The organism is Eggerthella sp., assembly GCF_048329335.1.
Lineage (GTDB): Bacteria > Actinomycetota > Coriobacteriia > Coriobacteriales > Eggerthellaceae > Eggerthella > Eggerthella lenta.
The window spans coordinates 1-16,627 of record NZ_DBFEGU010000139.1 but is presented as its reverse complement, the minus strand read 5'-3'; the positions used below and the strand labels follow the sequence as shown (position 1 = coordinate 16,627).

The window sequence follows — 16,627 nt, the reverse complement described above, 5'->3', positions numbered from 1 at the left end:
AAGCTCATCTCGTGCGTCACGATCACCATGGTCATGTGCTCGGCGGCCAAGTCTCGGATGACCTTGAGCACGTCCTTCGTGAGCTCCGGGTCGAGCGCGCTCGTGGGCTCGTCGAAGAACAGCACGTCGGGGTCGAGCGCGAGCGCGCGGGCGATGGCCACGCGCTGCTGCATGCCGCCCGACAGCTCGCAGGGCACCTTGTCCTCCGTGCCCGCCAGCCCCATCTTCGCCAGCAGGGCGCGCGCATGTTCCATGACCTCGTCCTTCGGGCGCTTCTGCACGTGCAGCGGCGCGTCGGTCACGTTCTTCAGCACCGTGTAGTGCGGGAACAGGTTGAAGTTCTGGAACACCAGGCCGAAGCGGGTCTTCGCTTCCTTGAGCACGGCCTTTGGCGCATAGGCCGCCGCGCCCGCGCCGTCGCTTTCGGCAACCACAAGGTCGCCGTAGGCCAAGCGCCCCGCGTCGAGCGTCTCCAGCAGCGTCATGCAGCGCAGCAGCGTCGACTTGCCGCCGCCCGACGGCCCGATGACGGCCACCACCTCGCCCGGCTGCACCTTGAGCGAGATGTCCTTGAGCACCGGCGTCCCGCCGAAGCTTTTCTGCGCATGCTCGAGCAGCACGACGGGTTGTTCGTTGGTCATGACGTCGCTCCTAATCATGGTAGTAGTTCAGCCGCTTCTCGACGCGGGTGAGGATGATTTCCACGATAAAGTTGAACACCCAGTAGATCACGCCCGCGATGACGTAGGGAAGCATGCTCACCTGCGAGGCGGCGATGGCCTTCGCCTGGCTGAACATCTCCATGATGCCCAGCACGAACGCGAGCGAGGTGTCCTTCACCAGCGTGATGATCTCGTTGCTCATGGCGGGCAGGATGCGCTTGACCACCTGGGGCAGCACGATCTTCATGAACGTCTGGAACCGCGAGTAGCCCAGCACCTCGGCCGCCTCGTACTGCCCGCGCGGGATAGACTGGATGCCGCCGCGGTAGATCTCGCCGAAGTAGGCCGCATAGTTGATGATGAAGCCGATGGAGCACGCCCAGTACTTCCAATCGTTGCCCATCTGCAGGCCGAACAGGTAGTACGGGCCGAACATGAGCGCCATGAGCTGCAGCATGAGGGGCGTGCCGCGCATCACCGAGATGTAGAAGCGCGTAACGAGCGCGACCGGCTTGAACCGGCTCATGCGCCCGAACGCCACCAGCACGCCCAACGGCAGCGAGCCGATGAGCGTGGTGACGAATATCTGCAACGTGAACGCCAAGCCCGAGAGCAGAAGCTCCATCATGGTAGCGAATTCCATGTTCGGCCTTTCTCAAACATAACAGGTTCAGTAACGTCAGCGAGGGCCGTTCCCGTGCCGAAGATTCGGGGGATCGCGGAGGCGAAGCGTACTGCGGTACGCGAGCTTCCGGGATCGCGCGAAGATTCGGTGCGCGAACGGCCCGCAGCGTCGAGCAGGTCCGCCGGCCGTCAGGCCGGCGGAACCTTACAGCACCCAGTTGTCGTAGGTGATGCCCTGGTCGGCGTACTTGTCGCACAGCTGCTTGACGGTGCCGTCCTCGTCAAGCGCCTTGAGGGCGTCGGTCACCTGCTTGGCCAGCTCGGTGTCGCCCTTCTTGAAGCCCACCGCGTAGTTCTCGGGAGCCAGCACACCCAGCTTCACGTACGTGTCGGGCTTGGCCGCCATCTGGTAGCTGGCGATGGACAGGTCGCATGCCACGGCGTCCACCATGCCGGACTCAAGCTGCATGAACGCGTTGTTGTAGTCGCCGATGGTCTGCAGCTCCTTGAACGTGTCGGCCAGCGCCTTCTGACCCTTCTCGTCCTCCAGCACGTGCAGCGCCGCCGAATCGACCTGCGTCAGCACCGTCTTGCCGGCCAGATCCTCAAGCTTCTTCGCGTCGCCGTCCTTCTTCACGACCACCACCTGCTCGTTGTACATGTACGGCTCCGAGAACGTGTAGTCGTTCTCGCGGTTCTCCATGGTGAAGCCGTTCCAGATGCAGTTGATGGTGCCGCTGCCGATGAGCGCGTCCTTCGCGTCCCAATCGATGGGCTCCAGCTTGAGCTCCCAACCGTTCTTCTCGCACACGGCCTTGGCAAGCTCCAGGTCGAAGCCGGTGAACTGGCCGTCGTCGCCCACGTAGCCGTACGGCGGGTAGCCCTGGTCGAAGCCCACCGCCAGCGTGAACGAGCCGTCCGTGGCCGCGCTGTCGGCGCTCTGCGCATCTCCGCCGCCGGAGCAACCGGCCAGCATCACCGCAGACAGCGCCAACGTGGCGACAGCCGCCGCGAGCGCTACGAGTTTCTTCTTCATCGCATCTCCCATCATCCTCAAGTCCGGCCGATGCGCTCCCTTCCCTGGTGGCGCCTTCGCTTCGGCCGCTTTTCTACTTTACTGTACTAAAGCGCGGGGACAGTATAGCACAGCCGCCGAAAAGCGGAACCCCCTGCGATCGGGAACCGGCGACGGACGGCGCAAGCGGAGCGAGCGCGAGCCGGCAGCTGCCCCGAAGCGCAAGCGCCACGACGGACATCACATCGAGGCGGCTCCGAGGTGCGGGCGCAATGGCGGCCCGGCTCGCCATTGCGCCCTGGCGCTTTCCGTATCGCCCCGCCTTTCCCCACGAAGCTGTTGGCAGAGATTGCGCGCTATGAACGATTTGCCGAGCATACAGAAAAAGGCGAGCTGGGAGTTTCTCGAACCATTCCCGAAAAAATGCCCTGAAATCGTGCATACCATGCGATCCGTGCCAGAGCGCTTTCCGGAATGCGCCTGCTTCATGCGGAACCGGTGCGAGCGCGGCGCCCCGCAACGGCCCGCGCTCAGCGAGCCAACAGCGCGCGGAGGCTCGCAACTTGAACGGGCGTCAGGCGCAGCGCGTCACGCACGTATGCCGGAAACCCGCCGACGCACCCCTCGACTTCGTCGAAGAACGCACGCAAGTACGTCGGCCGTGCCTCTAAAAACGACGCCAACACCGCGCGCTCGTCATCCGACATCCCCTGCGACAACTGAGCCGTCTCGTGAGCCGTCGTCTCGGCGTTCGCCTCGTTGGTGGCCAGGTACGCAGCCATTATGTCGTCTTCGGGGCATCCGGCTATGCGTTGCAGCACGGCGCACAGCACGCCCGTGCGATCCTTGCCGTGCTCGCAGTGCACGAGGGCAGGCAGGCGTTCCGCGGCCATCGTGCGCAGAACGGTTCCCATAAGGGGAAACTCGCGCGCATAACGCCGGTAATTGCAGATCATGCGCTCTTCCGGACGGCCGTACTCGCCGATGACGCCGGCCACCAGACGGCGAGACGCGTCCGAACGTCCACGATCGGTGGAAGGTTCGAATGCGAGCGTTTTAGCGCCGACGATACGCGGTTCGGGACTGGACGCCACCTCCCAACGGTTACGCAGGTCGTAGATAGAGCGAACGCCCAAACCGCCCACGACGAACGCCGCCTCGTGCTCGGTGATGCGCGAAAGCGAAGCCGACCGGAACAGGCGCGCGCCCTCAAGCGGCCCCCCGTCGATGGCGCGCAAGCGGATGCCGCCGAACGACGCGACGCCCGGCGCGCCCGCGCCCGCAGGCGCGCCCGCCCTCGCGTCCGTCACGACTCTACCTCGAAAGCGTATTCCGCGACGATATCCGATACCGTGCCGTCGCCGTCGACCGCGCGCACCTTCAGCAGATAGCGGCCGGGCCGTTCCGGACGATACACGAAATGCCAGTTCACGCCTTTGTCGATGACCGCGCCTGCCGTCTGATAGGTCGTCCAGGTTGCACCGCCATCCAACGAGAACTGCATCGCGGACACATTGCGCTCGAAATCGTCCACGTACCCGTCGAACTCGAGAGGCTCCCCCACCCGATGCGCCACCGCCATCCCCTTTCACCGGCAAACTCCACCTCGTCCGCGCGAACGATGCGCGCCCGTCCACCCTACCACAAGCAAACACCCCGCGCAAAACCAAACAGGCCGCCCCCTTGCAGCAGCGGGCGACCTCGAAAACACGGGCCGGCAGCCAAGGGCTGCCGGCCCGCTTGCGAAAGACGGCGAGGGAGGGCCGTCCTCGCATCTATCCGATCAGGCTCATCACCGTTTCGGCAACCAGGTCGGCATGCATGCCGGCAGCGAGGATCAGGAAGCGAAGCGCGCACCCGCCTATCAGAGCGCCCACGGCGCCCGCCGCCATCAGCGCGCCGCCATGCTGCTTCATACCGGGCTTCTTCTTGCCGCGCTTGTGTAGCACAAGCCCCGCCACGGCCATGGCCAACGGCATCGCCAACCCGCATGCTGCCACCAGAGCCCAAAAGCAGGCTGCGAGATCGCCCGTCAGCAGCAGCGTCGCAGAAGCCGCAGCCGTCGCGCCCACCGCCGTCTGGACGTCGCCTCCCAGCATGACCGCAAAGAACGCCGCCAACACCGCTATCTCGACCAGCACAAGCACCACGACGATCCGCTCCATGAGCACGCGCGCCTTGGGAGCAAGGGCATCCTTCTTCGACAGCGCGAGCGCCACCAGCTCCACCAACGCCACGCCCGTATCGAAGGCCGACACCGTGAACAGCGCCGGCAGCAACGGAGTGCTCCACAGAGGAACGCTGCCGGCCGCCATAAGCAGCATGCCCGTGTACACCGCCACGAACGCGCCCAGCACGATGCCGATCACCGCGAGCACCCGCCGCAGCGCGACGCCCCGCTTCTCGAACCACTTCCACTTCTTCGCCAGCCACACGCCCACCGGACGCGTCGCCAACAACGCCGACACCGCGAACACCGCCATCGCCGCGAACGCGCCCCAGGCGCCGTAGGTCATCCACGAGGTGAAGTGGCCGAAACTCTGCCACATCAACAGGCCTCGCAGCGGCGTGACGAGCTCGGAAAGCAGCAACAGCAGACCCACCGCAAGGCTGGCTAGCGCAGCCCACATCGACACGCACACGATCAGGCGATGACGCGTCCGGTCGATCAGGAACAGCACCGCCGCCATCACGAACGCGCCGGCGCCCATGCCGCCCAAGAACAGGTACAGGGCGGGTTGCCAACTCCATATCGTTTGCAGCTCCATACTACTTCTCCGTTCCCAGCACCAGGCAAGAGGGACCGTTCGCTTGCGCGACGGGAACCGCGGAATGGTTCGTAAGCTCCATCAGCTCATCCAAAGGCCCGAATTGCAAGGCGCCGAATTTGCACGCGCGCACGCAATAAGGATCCTCCCCTATTGCAACCCCCGACCCTTGGCAGCAATCGCATTTGTCCATGGAAACGGAGTTGTACTTCGGCACTTCGTACGGGCACGCCTGGAAACAGTACTTGCATCCTATGCATACGTCCGGATTCACCTTCACGATCCCATGGGCGTCCTTCGAGATGGCGCCGGCCGGGCATACCCTCATGCAGCTCGGCTCCTCGCAATGCATGCACGAAGTCGAGATGAAGAAGCTCCTCCCTCTTCGGCGCTTGAACGAAGATACCGTTCTCCTGTCAGGGGTATCGTCGGATAGATCGTTTTCCTTCCTGCACGCCTCGACGCATCGTCCGCATCCGGAGCATCGCGCGAGGGCGACGAGGAAGCCGTACGCAGCGCCGTCGCCGTCTTGCCGTTGGTCGGCCTCGCGGGCATGCGCCTCGCCGCCGGAAGCGGCAACGCCGCCGAGGACGAGCGCGCAGGTTCCCGCAGCCGACGCCTGCAACAGCGTGCGGCGCGTCACGCTCACATGTTCTCCCATTTCAAACACTCGCTTTCAAGATCGAAGTGACGACGAGCCTACGCTTCAACGTCGAACACCACGCTGGAGGCGAGGGGAGAGACCGTGCCGTCCTCCGTGACCGCGCGGACGTCGAGCTTGAAGGTGCCCGCCGTCTCGGCCACGTAGTCGAAGTGCCAGTACACCCAGTCCTCGGCGTTCGAGGAGGAGGTGTCGAACGAAGTCCACGTCTCCCCTCCGTCCATCGAGAACTCAACGGAGGCAACCTTGACGCCGCAATCGTCGGCGTAGCCCTCGAAGGAGACCATGTCGCCCACCTTGAAGCCGCCGTCGACCGTGCTGAGGATGTTCACTTTGGCGCGGTACTCGTCGTCCGGGCCCTGCACCTCGGGCACCTCGTCGGAAACGGACAGCTCGATGTCGGTGACCGCGCGGGTGAAGTACTTGGCCACGGTGTCGGGCATCCACACCTGCAGGCGCTCGCCCTCGGACAGCTTCTGCTCGTCGATCTGGTACACCAGCAGCGCTTCCTTCTCCAGCACGTACGACAGGGGCATGGGCAGGCCGTAGCCGTCCTTGTCCTTGAACGTGATGGTGTTCACCTCGGGGGCGATGTCGGTCATGGACAGCATGTCGGACACCTTGACGCCCTTGACGCTGGCCATGGCGAGGGCGGGGCTCATGCCGCACGTGCAGCGCATCTTCTGGATCTTGGAGTCCATGCGCTCGATCTCGTCGAGACCCACCGTGTACACCTTCTCGACGTTGCCGCCGATGTTGAGGTAATAGCTTTCATGGGTGACCGCGTCGAAGGCGTAGCCCGGCTTTGCGCACAGGGCCGTGGTCGCCGTGCCGAACAGGTTGAACACCTCGTCGGCCGGAGTAACCACGTCCTGGCAGAAGGTGAAGTCGCCCGAGACGTTCGCAACCTTGTCGTAGTCCACCGCGTTGCGCTGCATCGTCTCGACGGGAAGCAGGCTGCTTTGGGCCATCGCCATGTCGAGCCCTCCCAGAGCGCCCGCGCCTCCCAGCAGAAGGGTCGCGCCCACCACGGTACAACCCAGCATCTTTGCCCCAGTAGCGTATCTCATTCTATCCCTCCACATTGCTCTTGGCGGTCACCATCACCTTTTGGATGTTGGTTCCCACGAGGCCGGTATCGGTGGTGCCCCGCACCATCAGCACGTAGCTGCCGTCGCTTTCAGGAGTCCACGTGTAGTGCCAGTACACCCACTTGCTAGGATCGGTCTGGCCCAGATCGTACGGCGTCCAGGTCTTGCCGTTGTCCATGGAGAACTCCAGCTTGACCACCGCCTCGTCGTAGGCGTCCGCATATCCCTCGAAGGTGAAGGGCTTGCCGGTCTCGATGATCATGCCCTCGGGAACCTTGAGCACCGTCGCATTCGGCTTGTTGATGTAGGGGCCCTCGCCGTACGAATTGAAACCGTTCATCATCCAGTCTTCCCACGGCTTTTCCTCGTCGGTCAGCTTGTAGCCCACGCACTGCTTGACGTACGACTGGGCGTCGCACTTCTCGACCCAGTTGATGCAGGGGCTGCCCTGGCTGGGATCGAGCGGCTTGCCGCCGATCTCGTAAACGAGGTACACGTCTTCGAACGAAGCCTCGGGAACGCCGCGGTTGCTGTGCGTCTGGGCGCCGTTGGTGCGGAACTCCTGACGATCGAACAGCACGCCGGTGATGTCCTTGCTCGCGCCGCCCGCCTTCTCGATGAGCCAGGTCAGCGGGATGCCCGTGATCTCGACGTTCGAGATGCCGCCGCCACCGGGCATGTTGTCGACGCAGTGGATCTTCGAAAGCTTCGTCACGGTGACCCCGGCCGCCTCGGCTTCGGAGATCAGGTCGGCCAGCTTCGCCGTGAACGGCTTGTTCACCAGGCCGTCCATGGTGATCTCGAAATTGTCGACGAAGTCCTTCGGAAGCTCCGTATCCAGCACGTTCTTGCCCATGATGTGGATCAGGCTGTCGTAGCGGGAATGGATCCAGTCGTAGGTGAACATGTCCTCGGGGGCCACGACGGTGTCCTGATCGAACACGAACTCGCCCTGGACGTCGGGAACCTTGACGATGCCGTCAAGATGGTCGTACTTGACCACGTCCCAAAGCTCGGCGCCCTGCTCGTTCTCCGTCATGTTGTGGCAGCTGATGCATTTGCCGCCACGCTCCTCGAAGTTCTCGCCGTTGCGTTCGCCGTAGTGGACGCCGTGCATGACGGTGCCCATCTCGTAGCCGTCGTCTGCGCTATGGCAGAGCATGCACTGGTCGACCGTGATCTTGCTGCCGAGGGCGTCGTTCCAGACGGTCGGATGGCTGTACTCCATGTTGGCCAGGGCGTCGCCGAGATCTTCATGGCAAGCCCCGCAACCGCGGTTGTCGGCATCGAGATAGTAGTTGTTGTATGACGTGCCGCCTTCGTACGGACGGTTCCAGTGGTAGCACTGGTACTCGGTCGGCGTGCGCTGAACCTTCGTGCCGTCTTCCAAGGTGCGGATTTCGGGAGCGTACTCCTTGTTCAGCTCGTCCTGACGCTCGTTCACCCCGTCAAGATACGCTTCGGCCTCCTCGATGCTGTTCTGATATTGAACCTCGGTCGAAGAGCTCTCCCCTTCCGCGGCTCCTTGCTGCGCGCAACCGGCGGCGAACAGCGATCCCGCCATCAGCATCGCGGTCACCACCATCAGCTTCTTTCTCATTCCCCTTCCTTTCTTTCGCTCGTTTCGTGCGGATCAACGCGGAAATCCCCGCGCACCGCCTTCACCGTAAAGGCTTGCTCGCCTTCTGCCTTCAAAACGGTAATGAACGGAATATCGCCCCCTCCCTTGACGGGAACGCTGCACGATACGACCCTCCCCCGTCGCCCGTATCGTATCATAAATCATACAAATTTGTGATACTTGTCTTACATGTTTATGATCCTTTTTCGAGTATAGATACCCGGCGCCGTTGCCGGGCGCAGATGAAACCGTGGTCGACCGGCATGCGTCGAGCTCGCACACGCGAAAGGGGCTCCGCAACGGCGGAGCCCCTTCAGGCGAACGGATGCGCAGGCGGCGCGCTAGCCTTTCTTCGCGATGCTCTCCAGCCCCTCGAACGCCTCGGACAGCGCGCTGGGGATGACCACGAGACCGCCCTTCTCGCGCACGCTGTCGGAGACGAAGCTCATCGCACGCAGCTGGAGCGCCGCATCTTCGCGACCATAGGTACGCGCGGCGTCCACGAACATCTCCGAGATTTCCTTCTCCACCTCGGCCAGGATGACGCGCGCGTTGTACTCGCGCTCGGCGCGCGCCTCGGCCGACAGCGATTCCTGCAGCTCGTCGGGGATCTCGATGTCGCGGATCTCCACCGACACCACGGTGATGCCCCACTCGTTCGTCTTGCGCTCCAAGATGTCGGCCACTTCACGGTCGATCTGCTCGCGACGCGTGCTCAGCTGGGCGATGTTCACCGCGCCCATCACGTCGCGCAGGGTGGTTTGCGCCGCCCAGTACACCAGACGGACGTAGTTCTTCACCTCCGAGCACGCCTTCCCGGCATCCCACACCGTCCAGAACAGCACGGCGTCCACGTTCACGGGAACGAGGTCGGCCGTCAGCACGTGCTCGGCCTTGAAGGCCGTCGAGCGCATGCGCATGTCCACGGTGGCCGCCGAGTATTCCACGAGCGGGATCATGAAGATGAGGCCGGGACCCGCCACGCGGTTGAACTTGCCGAAGCGCAGCACCACCGAACGCTCCCATTCCAGCACCACGTGCATGCAGCTGAACAGCACGGCGCTGGCCAACGCGCCCACGACGACAGGCGCAAGCGACCATGTAAGCCACGCCATGCCTGCGAACAGGAAGAACACGATCAGCGTCAGCACCCACCGAAGCGCTGTCGCGCCCGTGCGGCTGGTCGTCGTCTCGTCGAACCGCGCCTCCGTGGCAATGACGGCGTCGTCGACGCTTCCCTCGTCCTGCTCGTCGAAATACGACTTCTTCTCGCCCATGGCTCTCCCCTATCGATCCTCGAGCTTCGCGAACGCTTCCTCGATCCGCGCCATCGCGTCCGCGCGGGAAACCCCCGTCTCCCGTATCACGCGAACCAATTCCTCGATCACCACGTCTACAGGCGAATCGGGCAGGCTGAGCGCTTCCCGATCGATTTCCGCGATGGTCGAGCGTTTTCCGCGTCCCGACAAGATCAGTCCGTCGGTCTCCAGATCCTGATACACCTTATGGATGGTGTTGTAGTTTACCCCGAGCTGAATAGCCAGCTCGCGCACCGTAGGCAACGTATCCCCCGGCCTCAAGTGCCCTGACCTGATGAGGAAGATCATGTGGTTGCGGATTTGGATCCACACGGGAACGCCCGACGTATCGTTCACCCGCAACGTCTCGAACACGCGCCCCAACCTTCCTGTCAAAGTATCATCTAGTCGTATGATAACACAAGCGAACGCCAACGGATCGACTGGGAAAAGAAGCGCGGCCGTCGCGTTGACGGCCGCGCTCGGCAAGGCGCGATGCTCGGAACCCGAACTACGCCAGGTCGCCCGCGGCTTTCACCTTCACGCGGTTCGTGTGGCCCGGGTAGTACGCCAGCGGCACGTCTTCGGCGTCGATGATCTCCACGGTGTCGCGCACGGCGCCGGCCTCCACGGCCGCCTCGATGGCCGCTGCGCGCGCCGCGGCCAGCGCCTCGTCGCGCGGCGTGACATCGTAGTCCACCAACGCCTCGTACGCGCCGCTGACCTTCGAGATGGCCGAGCCGATGGCGTTCGCGCAGCCCGCGTGCTCGGGCGCGTCCACCTCGGCCGTGCCGGCCAGCTCGTGCGGCAGCACGATGGCACCGCCGCCCACCAGCACCACGTCGATAGGATCGCTGGACACCTTCATCACGTCGATGGCGTCCTCCACCATCGCGCGCATGACGGCCATCGCGCGCTCGGCCACGTCCTGCGAGATGTCCGCCACGAGCGAGGGATCCCCCACCGAAGCCATTCCCAGGCGTACGGCGATGTCGGTGGCCGTCATCGTATCGCCGCCGAACACCAGCGCGCGCTCGGTGATGGCGTAGCCCACCGAATCAGGCCCCACGGTGACGCTGCCGTCATCGGCCACGCGCACGATGGAACCGCCGCCCAGGCCGATGGACACCACGTCGGGCATGCGGAAGTTCGTGCGCACGCCGCCGATGGTCACCGCCACGCCGCTCTCGCGCGGGAAGCCGTGCGACAGAACGCCCAGGTCAGTGGTGGTGCCGCCCACGTCGATGACGATGGCGTCGTCGCGGCGCGACAGGTAGCTGGCGCCGCGGATGGAGTTCGTCGGCCCGCACGCGATGGTGAGGATGGGATAGCGGCGCGCGTGTTCCATGGTCATGAGCGTGCCGTCGTTTTGCGACAGGTACACTTCGGCGTTCGTCACGCCCTTGTCGGCCAGACTGGCCGCGAAGCCCTCGGTGAACTTGCGCGCCACGTCGTACAGCGCCGCGTTCAAGATGGTGGCGTTCTCGCGCTCGATCAGGCCCATCGAGCCGATCTCGCTGGAGATGGACACGTGCACGTCCTCGCCCAGCACCTCGCGCGCGATGGTCGCGGCGCGCAGCTCGTCGTCGTTGCGCACGGTGGAGAACACGCTGGACACGGCCACAGCCTCAACGCGGCCCTTCACGCCCTCGAAGAACGCGCGGCACGCGGCCTCGTCGAACTCCGCCAGGCGCTTGCCGTCGTACTCGAAGCCGCCCTCGATGATGAGCGAGTCCACGCACACCGAAGCGATATCGTCGGCCCAGTCCACCATCGGCGGGATGCCGACCGTGGCCGGCGCGCCGATGCGCAGGATGGCGATAGGCGCAAGGTCCTTGCGCTCTACGATGGCGTTCGTGCACTGGGTGGTGCCCAGCATGGCCTGCGCGATCTGCGCGCGGTCCACGCCGCTGTCGGCCAGCACGGCGTCCACCGCGCCCATGATGCCCGTGTAGATATCGTCCGACGTGGGGTTCTTCACCGCCGCCACCACGTTCAGGTTCTCGTCGATCAAAACGGCGTCCGTGTTGGTGCCGCCCACGTCGATGCCCAATTTGTACATGGCCTTACGCCTCCTTCCGCGCGCTGCGCTCTTCGACGGGGATATAGTCGGTATCGATGCCGAAGTAGCGCGGCCCCACGAGGTCGAGACCCGCCTGCGTGCGCCACAGGTGGAAGCACTCCAGGCCCACGGCCAGCACGCGCTTGCCGTACTTCAGCGCGTCGGTGGGAACAGGCGTGAACGTGTCGGGGTCCACGAGGCAGATGAGGTCGGGCACGGTGGCCTTGATCTGGCCGTCCACCACGCAGCTGAGGTTCTCGTTCTGGAAATCGACGAACGCCTGGCTGCCGCGGTCCTCGCCGATGCCCTCCAGCACCACGCGGCCGAAGTTGAACGCCCCGCGCGTCTCGCGCAGCACGTCGGAGATCTTGCCCTTGAACAGCTTGTGACCGCCCGTGAACTTCAGGAAGAACCCCTCGGGCGTGAGGCCGGCCGCAGCCGCCTCGTCCTTCGCCGTTCGGATGGCGCGGCCCAGTTCCTCGGAGCGCGTCACGATGCCGTGCACGCCGTACTGCTTGCAGGTGTCTACGTCCATGCAGAACAGCGCGATGGTCAGCGTGCCGCCCATGGTCATGGTGGCGGCGCGGGCGATGTCCTCGGTCCACTTGTTCGTGATGGTATCGAGGATGCCGGAGTTGCCCTTCTCGTCGATGAACGCCATGGGCGTGGCCGACGCGCCGCCGATGGTGAACGTGACCATCTGCAGCTCGGGGAATGCGCGGCCCATGCCGTCCACGTCCACCATGGGAATGCCGAGACGCGCGGCCGCGGCGATGGGCAGCATGGAGTTCACGCCGCCGGCCTCGATGGGCATGGTGGCGTAGATGGGCTTGCCGTAGTAGCGCGACACCATATCGAACAGCTTGGCGAACTCGTTGGCGCCCACGCCCTTCTCGGCAAGGATGGTGGGTGCGCCCATGGATGCGGCGGGCATGATGAACGCGCCGTCGGGCACCTCGTCGATGCCGATCAGCTCCACCTCGCCGCATTCCTTCACGGCGCCGATGGCCGTGAGCTTGCCGATGTAGGGATCTCCGCCCCCGCCGGCGCCGAGGAGCGCCGCGCCCAGCGCGATGTCCTCGATTTCCTGGATGCCGATCTTTCTCATGCTTGTCCTTCCTGTGCGCGTTCCGAAGCGTCGAGTGTGACCTGGTTCATGATAGCCGATTCCGCGGGTCGCTTGAACGCGACGGGCCCCGCGAAGCGCTCGCCGCCCGTCAGGCGGTAGGACAGCGCATAGGCGGCCATCGCCACGACGATGCCGTTCACCGGCCCGACGAAGAACGGCAGGTCGAGCGCTTCCAGCCCCGGCACCAGCGCGAACGTGCCGCCCGTGACGAGCGCCACCGCGATGCCGCACGCAAGCCCTGCCACGCCCGCCGCGGACACGCCGTCGGGCACGCGCACGTTCGCCGGGCGGCCCTTGCGCACCAGCCAGTAGTCCGCCACCATCACGCCGGCCAGCGCGGGGCCGCAAGCCGACAGCACGGTGAGGAACGCCTCGAACTGCCCGAGGATGCCGCCCACCGCCAGCACGATGCCCGCAACGCCCGAGACGGCCGTGGTCAGCTTGCTGCCGCCCTCGCCCTTCCCCAGCATGACCGCGAAGCCGAGCCCGGCGGAGGAGACGTTGCTCGCGTTCACCGTCCACGCCGACAGCACGAGCGCGATGAGGCCTACCGCGGGCAGCCCGATGGAGTTCATGATACGCGCGATGTCGCCCTGGCCGGTTACGATGGCCAGCGCCGCGCCGGCCAGCAGCGCCACAAGCGCTGCGGGGATGACGCCGACGACGCACGAAAGCACGGCGTCCTTGCGCGTGCGCGCGAAGCGGGCGAAGTCGCCGGCCGTGGCGCCCGCGAACGCGAACAGCCCCACCGCCATGTTGACGCCCGCGATGAGGCCGATGGCGTCGGCGGGCAGCGGCACGTAGCCCAACAGCGCGTCGAGGCTGCCGGTCTGCGCCACCGAAGCGCCCACGCCGTACAGGCAGATGGCCACCAGCAGCGGCGCGGCGACGGAGCTCACCCATTTCAGCCCGTCGAAGCCCACGAGCGCCGTCGCCAGCATGAGGGCGCCGAGCGCCGTCGAACACGCCCACACGGGCACGGCCAAGCCGAACACGTCGGCCAGCATGAGCGCCAGCGAGGCGCCGCACACGGCTGTCTGCACGCCGAACCAGCCGATGGTGACGACGCCCACGATGAGCGACACGAGGTAGCGCGCGCCGGTGCGCCCGAGCGCGGGGGCCGCGAGCGAAGCTGTGGGAAGCCCCAGGTCGGAGGCCTGCATGGACACGAAGCACATGTACGCCACGATGAAGCCGAATCCCACGAGCGTGGCCAGCGCCGCGCCGCTGAGCGCGAGCCCCAACCCCAGTGCCGCGCCCACCATGAGCGTCGGCGCGCTGAACATGCCGCCCGCGCGGATGAATGCGATGCTGGTCCAACTCTTGCGCTCGGATTCGTCGATGCGCAGGCCGTCGGCTTCCGCCGCGGCAGTGGTGTTGCGTGCCGTGGGCACCGGTGCCTCCTCGTCCGTCGTTTTTCAGGTGGTATCGGCTCGAAAGTGTAGCACAGCCGCGCGCCAAGCTGGGACAATCACGATTTGGACGCAAAACGGCACCCATGACAATCTTGGAGCGCTTCCGATGCATCGCAGCATGTAACCAGATCGCATAAGCCCAGGTGGCGAAGATCGAGCATGCCCTTTCCCGCCCGACTAAGCTGCTGAAATTGTCATGGGTGCCGTTTTGCGTCCACCGCAATCCGATTCCGACCCGTCGCCGCAGCGTGGCAGGAGATTTCCGCAACTGCAAGGGAGTAGAATGGGAGCCGCCCGGCGAAAGAAAAGGAGCCCGCATGGACGTCGACCTGCACTACCGTGAGCAAGGAACCGGCGAGCCGCTCATCCTGCTGCACGGCAACGGCGAGGACGGCTCGTACTTCGAGCGACAGATGGACGCGTTCGCGTCGCGCTTCCGCGTGATCGCGCTCGACACGCGCGGGCACGGTCGCTCGCCGCGCGGGGAGGCGCCCTTCACCATCCGCCAGTTCGCCGACGACCTGCTGGCGTTCATGGACGGGCAAGGCATCGAGCGCGCGCATCTGCTGGGATTCTCGGACGGAGGGAATATCGCGCTCGCGTTCGCTCTCGCACATCCCGAGCGCGTGGGCAAGCTCGTGTTGAACGGGGCGAACCTGGACGGCGGCGGCGTGAAGCCGTCGGTGCAGCTGCCCATCGTGGCGGGCTACGGGGCGGCGTCGCTCTTCGCGCGCTGGAGCGTCCGCGCGCACCGCAAAGCCGAAATGCTGAGCCTCATGGTGAACGACCCGAACATCGCCCCGGAGGAGCTAGCCGAGCTGAGGGTGCCGACACTGGTGGTAGCCGGCACGAGGGACATGATCAAAGAGGAGCATACCAGGTTGATCGCGAGGAACATTCCAGGCGCAAGGCTGGCCTTCGTGGAGGGGGATCACTTCGTGGCTGCGGGGAACCCCGAGGAGTTCAACAAGGTCGTGAGGAGGTTTTTGGAAAGCTGATAAACCTAGCCAGGATGCTTATGCAATACGCATGTAAATTGCATAATGCAAGCGAAAAATCAGGTAGTCGCGAGTGTCGGAAGACCGGATCTAATCCCGTCTGAACAAGTCGCGCGTGTACACCTTGCCGGCAATGTCGGACAGCTCGTCGCTTCAACGGTTGGCCACGACGAGATCGCAGCGCTCCTTGAACGAAGCCAGGTCGCGAACGACCTCGCTGCCGAAGAAGTCGGGGGCGTCGAGCGTCGGCTCGTACACGACCACGCACACGCCCTTCACTTTCACGCGCTTCATGATCCCCTGCACGGAAGAGGCGCGGAAGTTGTCCGAGCCGGTCTTCGTGGTGAGACGGTAGACCCCCGCGACCGGGCTCTTGACGCCCGCCACTCTCGCCAGCACCTCGTCGGCCACGAAGTCCTTGCGCGTGCGGTTCGCGTCCACGACGGCCCCCATTATGTTCTGGGACACGTCCGCGTAGTTCGCCAGCAGCTGCTATAAAAGACGCAAATTCGATTCTTTAAAACCTTGCTCGCTTCTTCTAGATGCTCTTATACCGGACTAGTTCATGTTGCAAAGAAGCAGATACTCATGATTAAGAGAATACCTCAAGTTGCGAGAGATGACCTTACCAGAAACATGCTTCTGTTTTCATTATTGGAGCGAGGCATCTTCACATCTACTGCATCTAACCTCATTCTATCGCAGGGCAATCGAGCAACGCATTCAACCATGTTTCATATCCGGCACCTACAAGGTGAACCCCATCGGCTGAATAAAGATCGGCGTTGCGCTCTCCATCAACAAGAAACAAAGGATGGAGATTCAAGTATTCAACGGAGACGTATTCGGAAGCAATCTCTTCATAGCTCTCGTTAAGCCGGAGGATCGCGACTTCGTCGACGTCTTCCGCTGGCAATACGCTCTGTATCACTATCGTCGTGTCAGGCAGGCTAACCAAAAGCGATTCGACGATCTTTTTGACATTGGCAACCGTCGTGGCTTCAGGAACGCCCGTTGCCAAGTCGTTTACGCCGATCATAAGGAATACAATATCTGGGCGGCAATCCGATACGGAATCCAGACGATTGAGCACCCCTTCGGAAACATCGCTTCCAATTCCCCTATTGATAACCGTGCAACCAGGAAAGAACTCACTCCAGAGCCCGAGTTGCGTCAAGCTATCGCCGACAAAGCAGATATCGGCTTTGTCGATTCGAACGACTTGATCAAACTGAGAAGTGAAATCGTAGTAATAGTGATTGGCGCGATAATCATACCCCCCC

At 64.1% G+C, this 16,627-nt stretch carries 17 protein-coding genes; 1 reads left to right on the top strand and 16 read right to left on the bottom strand.

Translation table 11 applies throughout. The annotated features are described in order from the left end of the window. From ACMO6A_RS04290 to ACMO6A_RS04225, 14 genes are all read right to left on the bottom strand, one after another. Window positions 1-641: amino acid ABC transporter ATP-binding protein (locus ACMO6A_RS04290; RefSeq protein WP_418470828.1), on the bottom strand; the 641-nt coding region annotated here is incomplete at its 3' end. A 10-nt stretch (window positions 642-651) separates the two neighbouring features. Continuing rightward, window positions 652-1,305: an amino acid ABC transporter permease gene (locus ACMO6A_RS04285; RefSeq protein WP_009306506.1), complete on the bottom strand. Its 654-nt coding sequence runs from the start codon at window positions 1,303-1,305 to the stop codon at window positions 652-654. Between the two features lie 186 nt (window positions 1,306-1,491). Further along, window positions 1,492-2,322 carry a transporter substrate-binding domain-containing protein gene (locus ACMO6A_RS04280; protein ID WP_009609533.1) on the bottom strand — a complete coding sequence of 277 codons (831 nt, stop codon included), beginning with the start codon at window positions 2,320-2,322 and terminating at the stop codon, window positions 1,492-1,494. Between the two features lie 509 nt (window positions 2,323-2,831). Continuing rightward, entirely contained in the window at window positions 2,832-3,611 is a 780-nt protein-coding gene (locus ACMO6A_RS04275) for a tyrosine-protein phosphatase (RefSeq protein ID WP_009609512.1), read from the bottom strand. Then, window positions 3,608-3,883, bottom strand: a complete 276-nt coding sequence (locus tag ACMO6A_RS04270) for a hypothetical protein (protein ID WP_035577904.1) — start codon at window positions 3,881-3,883, stop codon at window positions 3,608-3,610. The genes ACMO6A_RS04275 and ACMO6A_RS04270 overlap by 4 nt, the downstream gene beginning before the upstream one ends. Before the next feature lie 193 nt (window positions 3,884-4,076). Next, complete coding sequence (gene nrfD, locus ACMO6A_RS04265; protein WP_009306510.1) at window positions 4,077-5,069, bottom strand: NrfD/PsrC family molybdoenzyme membrane anchor subunit; 993 nt, start codon at window positions 5,067-5,069, stop codon at window positions 4,077-4,079. A 1-nt stretch (window position 5,070) separates the two neighbouring features. After that, the gene (locus tag ACMO6A_RS04260; protein ID WP_233671279.1) at window positions 5,071-5,718 is read right to left on the bottom strand and encodes a 4Fe-4S dicluster domain-containing protein; all 648 of its coding nucleotides are present in this window, start codon (window positions 5,716-5,718) and stop codon (window positions 5,071-5,073) included. A gap of 50 nt (window positions 5,719-5,768) precedes the next feature. Next, window positions 5,769-6,800: a molybdopterin-dependent oxidoreductase gene (locus tag ACMO6A_RS04255; RefSeq protein ID WP_009609510.1), complete on the bottom strand. Its 1,032-nt coding sequence runs from the start codon at window positions 6,798-6,800 to the stop codon at window positions 5,769-5,771. A gap of 1 nt (window position 6,801) precedes the next feature. Next, window positions 6,802-8,421 carry a molybdopterin-dependent oxidoreductase gene (locus tag ACMO6A_RS04250; RefSeq protein WP_009609514.1) on the bottom strand — a complete coding sequence of 540 codons (1,620 nt, stop codon included), beginning with the start codon at window positions 8,419-8,421 and terminating at the stop codon, window positions 6,802-6,804. A 362-nt stretch (window positions 8,422-8,783) separates the two neighbouring features. Next, complete coding sequence (locus ACMO6A_RS04245) at window positions 8,784-9,719, bottom strand: slipin family protein (RefSeq protein ID WP_009609526.1); 936 nt, start codon at window positions 9,717-9,719, stop codon at window positions 8,784-8,786. Between the two features lie 9 nt (window positions 9,720-9,728). Beyond that, a complete protein-coding gene (locus ACMO6A_RS04240) occupies window positions 9,729-10,115 on the bottom strand; it encodes a GntR family transcriptional regulator (protein WP_009609518.1) in 387 nt (128 codons plus the stop codon). A gap of 136 nt (window positions 10,116-10,251) precedes the next feature. Continuing rightward, window positions 10,252-11,802 carry a hydantoinase/oxoprolinase family protein gene (locus ACMO6A_RS04235; RefSeq protein ID WP_009609519.1) on the bottom strand — a complete coding sequence of 517 codons (1,551 nt, stop codon included), beginning with the start codon at window positions 11,800-11,802 and terminating at the stop codon, window positions 10,252-10,254. Between the two features lie 4 nt (window positions 11,803-11,806). Beyond that, entirely contained in the window at window positions 11,807-12,910 is a 1,104-nt protein-coding gene (locus ACMO6A_RS04230) for a DUF917 domain-containing protein (RefSeq protein WP_009609522.1), read from the bottom strand. Then, window positions 12,907-14,325: a cytosine permease gene (locus ACMO6A_RS04225; RefSeq protein ID WP_418470827.1), complete on the bottom strand. Its 1,419-nt coding sequence runs from the start codon at window positions 14,323-14,325 to the stop codon at window positions 12,907-12,909. Before ACMO6A_RS04225 ends, ACMO6A_RS04230 begins: the two co-directional genes overlap by 4 nt. Before the next feature lie 338 nt (window positions 14,326-14,663). On the opposite strand from ACMO6A_RS04225, the gene ACMO6A_RS04220 reads away from it, so the two are divergent. Then, window positions 14,664-15,344 (top strand): alpha/beta fold hydrolase, encoded by a 681-nt coding sequence (locus ACMO6A_RS04220; RefSeq protein WP_009609525.1) that lies wholly within the window; start codon window positions 14,664-14,666, stop codon window positions 15,342-15,344. Between the two features lie 153 nt (window positions 15,345-15,497). Here ACMO6A_RS04220 and ACMO6A_RS04215 read toward each other — a convergent pair whose 3' ends face one another. Continuing rightward, window positions 15,498-15,812 (bottom strand): UDP-glucose dehydrogenase, encoded by a 315-nt coding sequence (locus tag ACMO6A_RS04215; RefSeq protein ID WP_009609532.1) that lies wholly within the window; start codon window positions 15,810-15,812, stop codon window positions 15,498-15,500. Window positions 15,813-16,035: 223 nt separating this feature from the next. Next, window positions 16,036-16,627 (bottom strand): GDSL-type esterase/lipase family protein (locus tag ACMO6A_RS04210; protein WP_418470826.1); only part of this gene is annotated, 592 nt, incomplete at its 5' end.

Coding starts and splice junctions, on each gene's coding strand:
- ACMO6A_RS04245 (WP_009609526.1), bottom strand. CDS start 9,719: ATGGGCGAGAAGAAGTCGTATTTCGACGAGCAGGACGAGGGAAGCGTC.
- ACMO6A_RS04250 (WP_009609514.1), bottom strand. CDS start 8,421: ATGAGAAAGAAGCTGATGGTGGTGACCGCGATGCTGATGGCGGGATCG.
- ACMO6A_RS04255 (WP_009609510.1), bottom strand. CDS start 6,800: ATGAGATACGCTACTGGGGCAAAGATGCTGGGTTGTACCGTGGTGGGC.
- ACMO6A_RS04235 (WP_009609519.1), bottom strand. CDS start 11,802: ATGTACAAATTGGGCATCGACGTGGGCGGCACCAACACGGACGCCGTT.
- ACMO6A_RS04230 (WP_009609522.1), bottom strand. CDS start 12,910: ATGAGAAAGATCGGCATCCAGGAAATCGAGGACATCGCGCTGGGCGCG.
- ACMO6A_RS04285 (WP_009306506.1), bottom strand. CDS start 1,305: ATGGAATTCGCTACCATGATGGAGCTTCTGCTCTCGGGCTTGGCGTTC.
- ACMO6A_RS04220 (WP_009609525.1), top strand. CDS start 14,664: ATGGACGTCGACCTGCACTACCGTGAGCAAGGAACCGGCGAGCCGCTC.
- ACMO6A_RS04270 (WP_035577904.1), bottom strand. CDS start 3,883: ATGGCGGTGGCGCATCGGGTGGGGGAGCCTCTCGAGTTCGACGGGTAC.
- ACMO6A_RS04280 (WP_009609533.1), bottom strand. CDS start 2,322: ATGAAGAAGAAACTCGTAGCGCTCGCGGCGGCTGTCGCCACGTTGGCG.
- nrfD (WP_009306510.1), bottom strand. CDS start 5,069: ATGGAGCTGCAAACGATATGGAGTTGGCAACCCGCCCTGTACCTGTTC.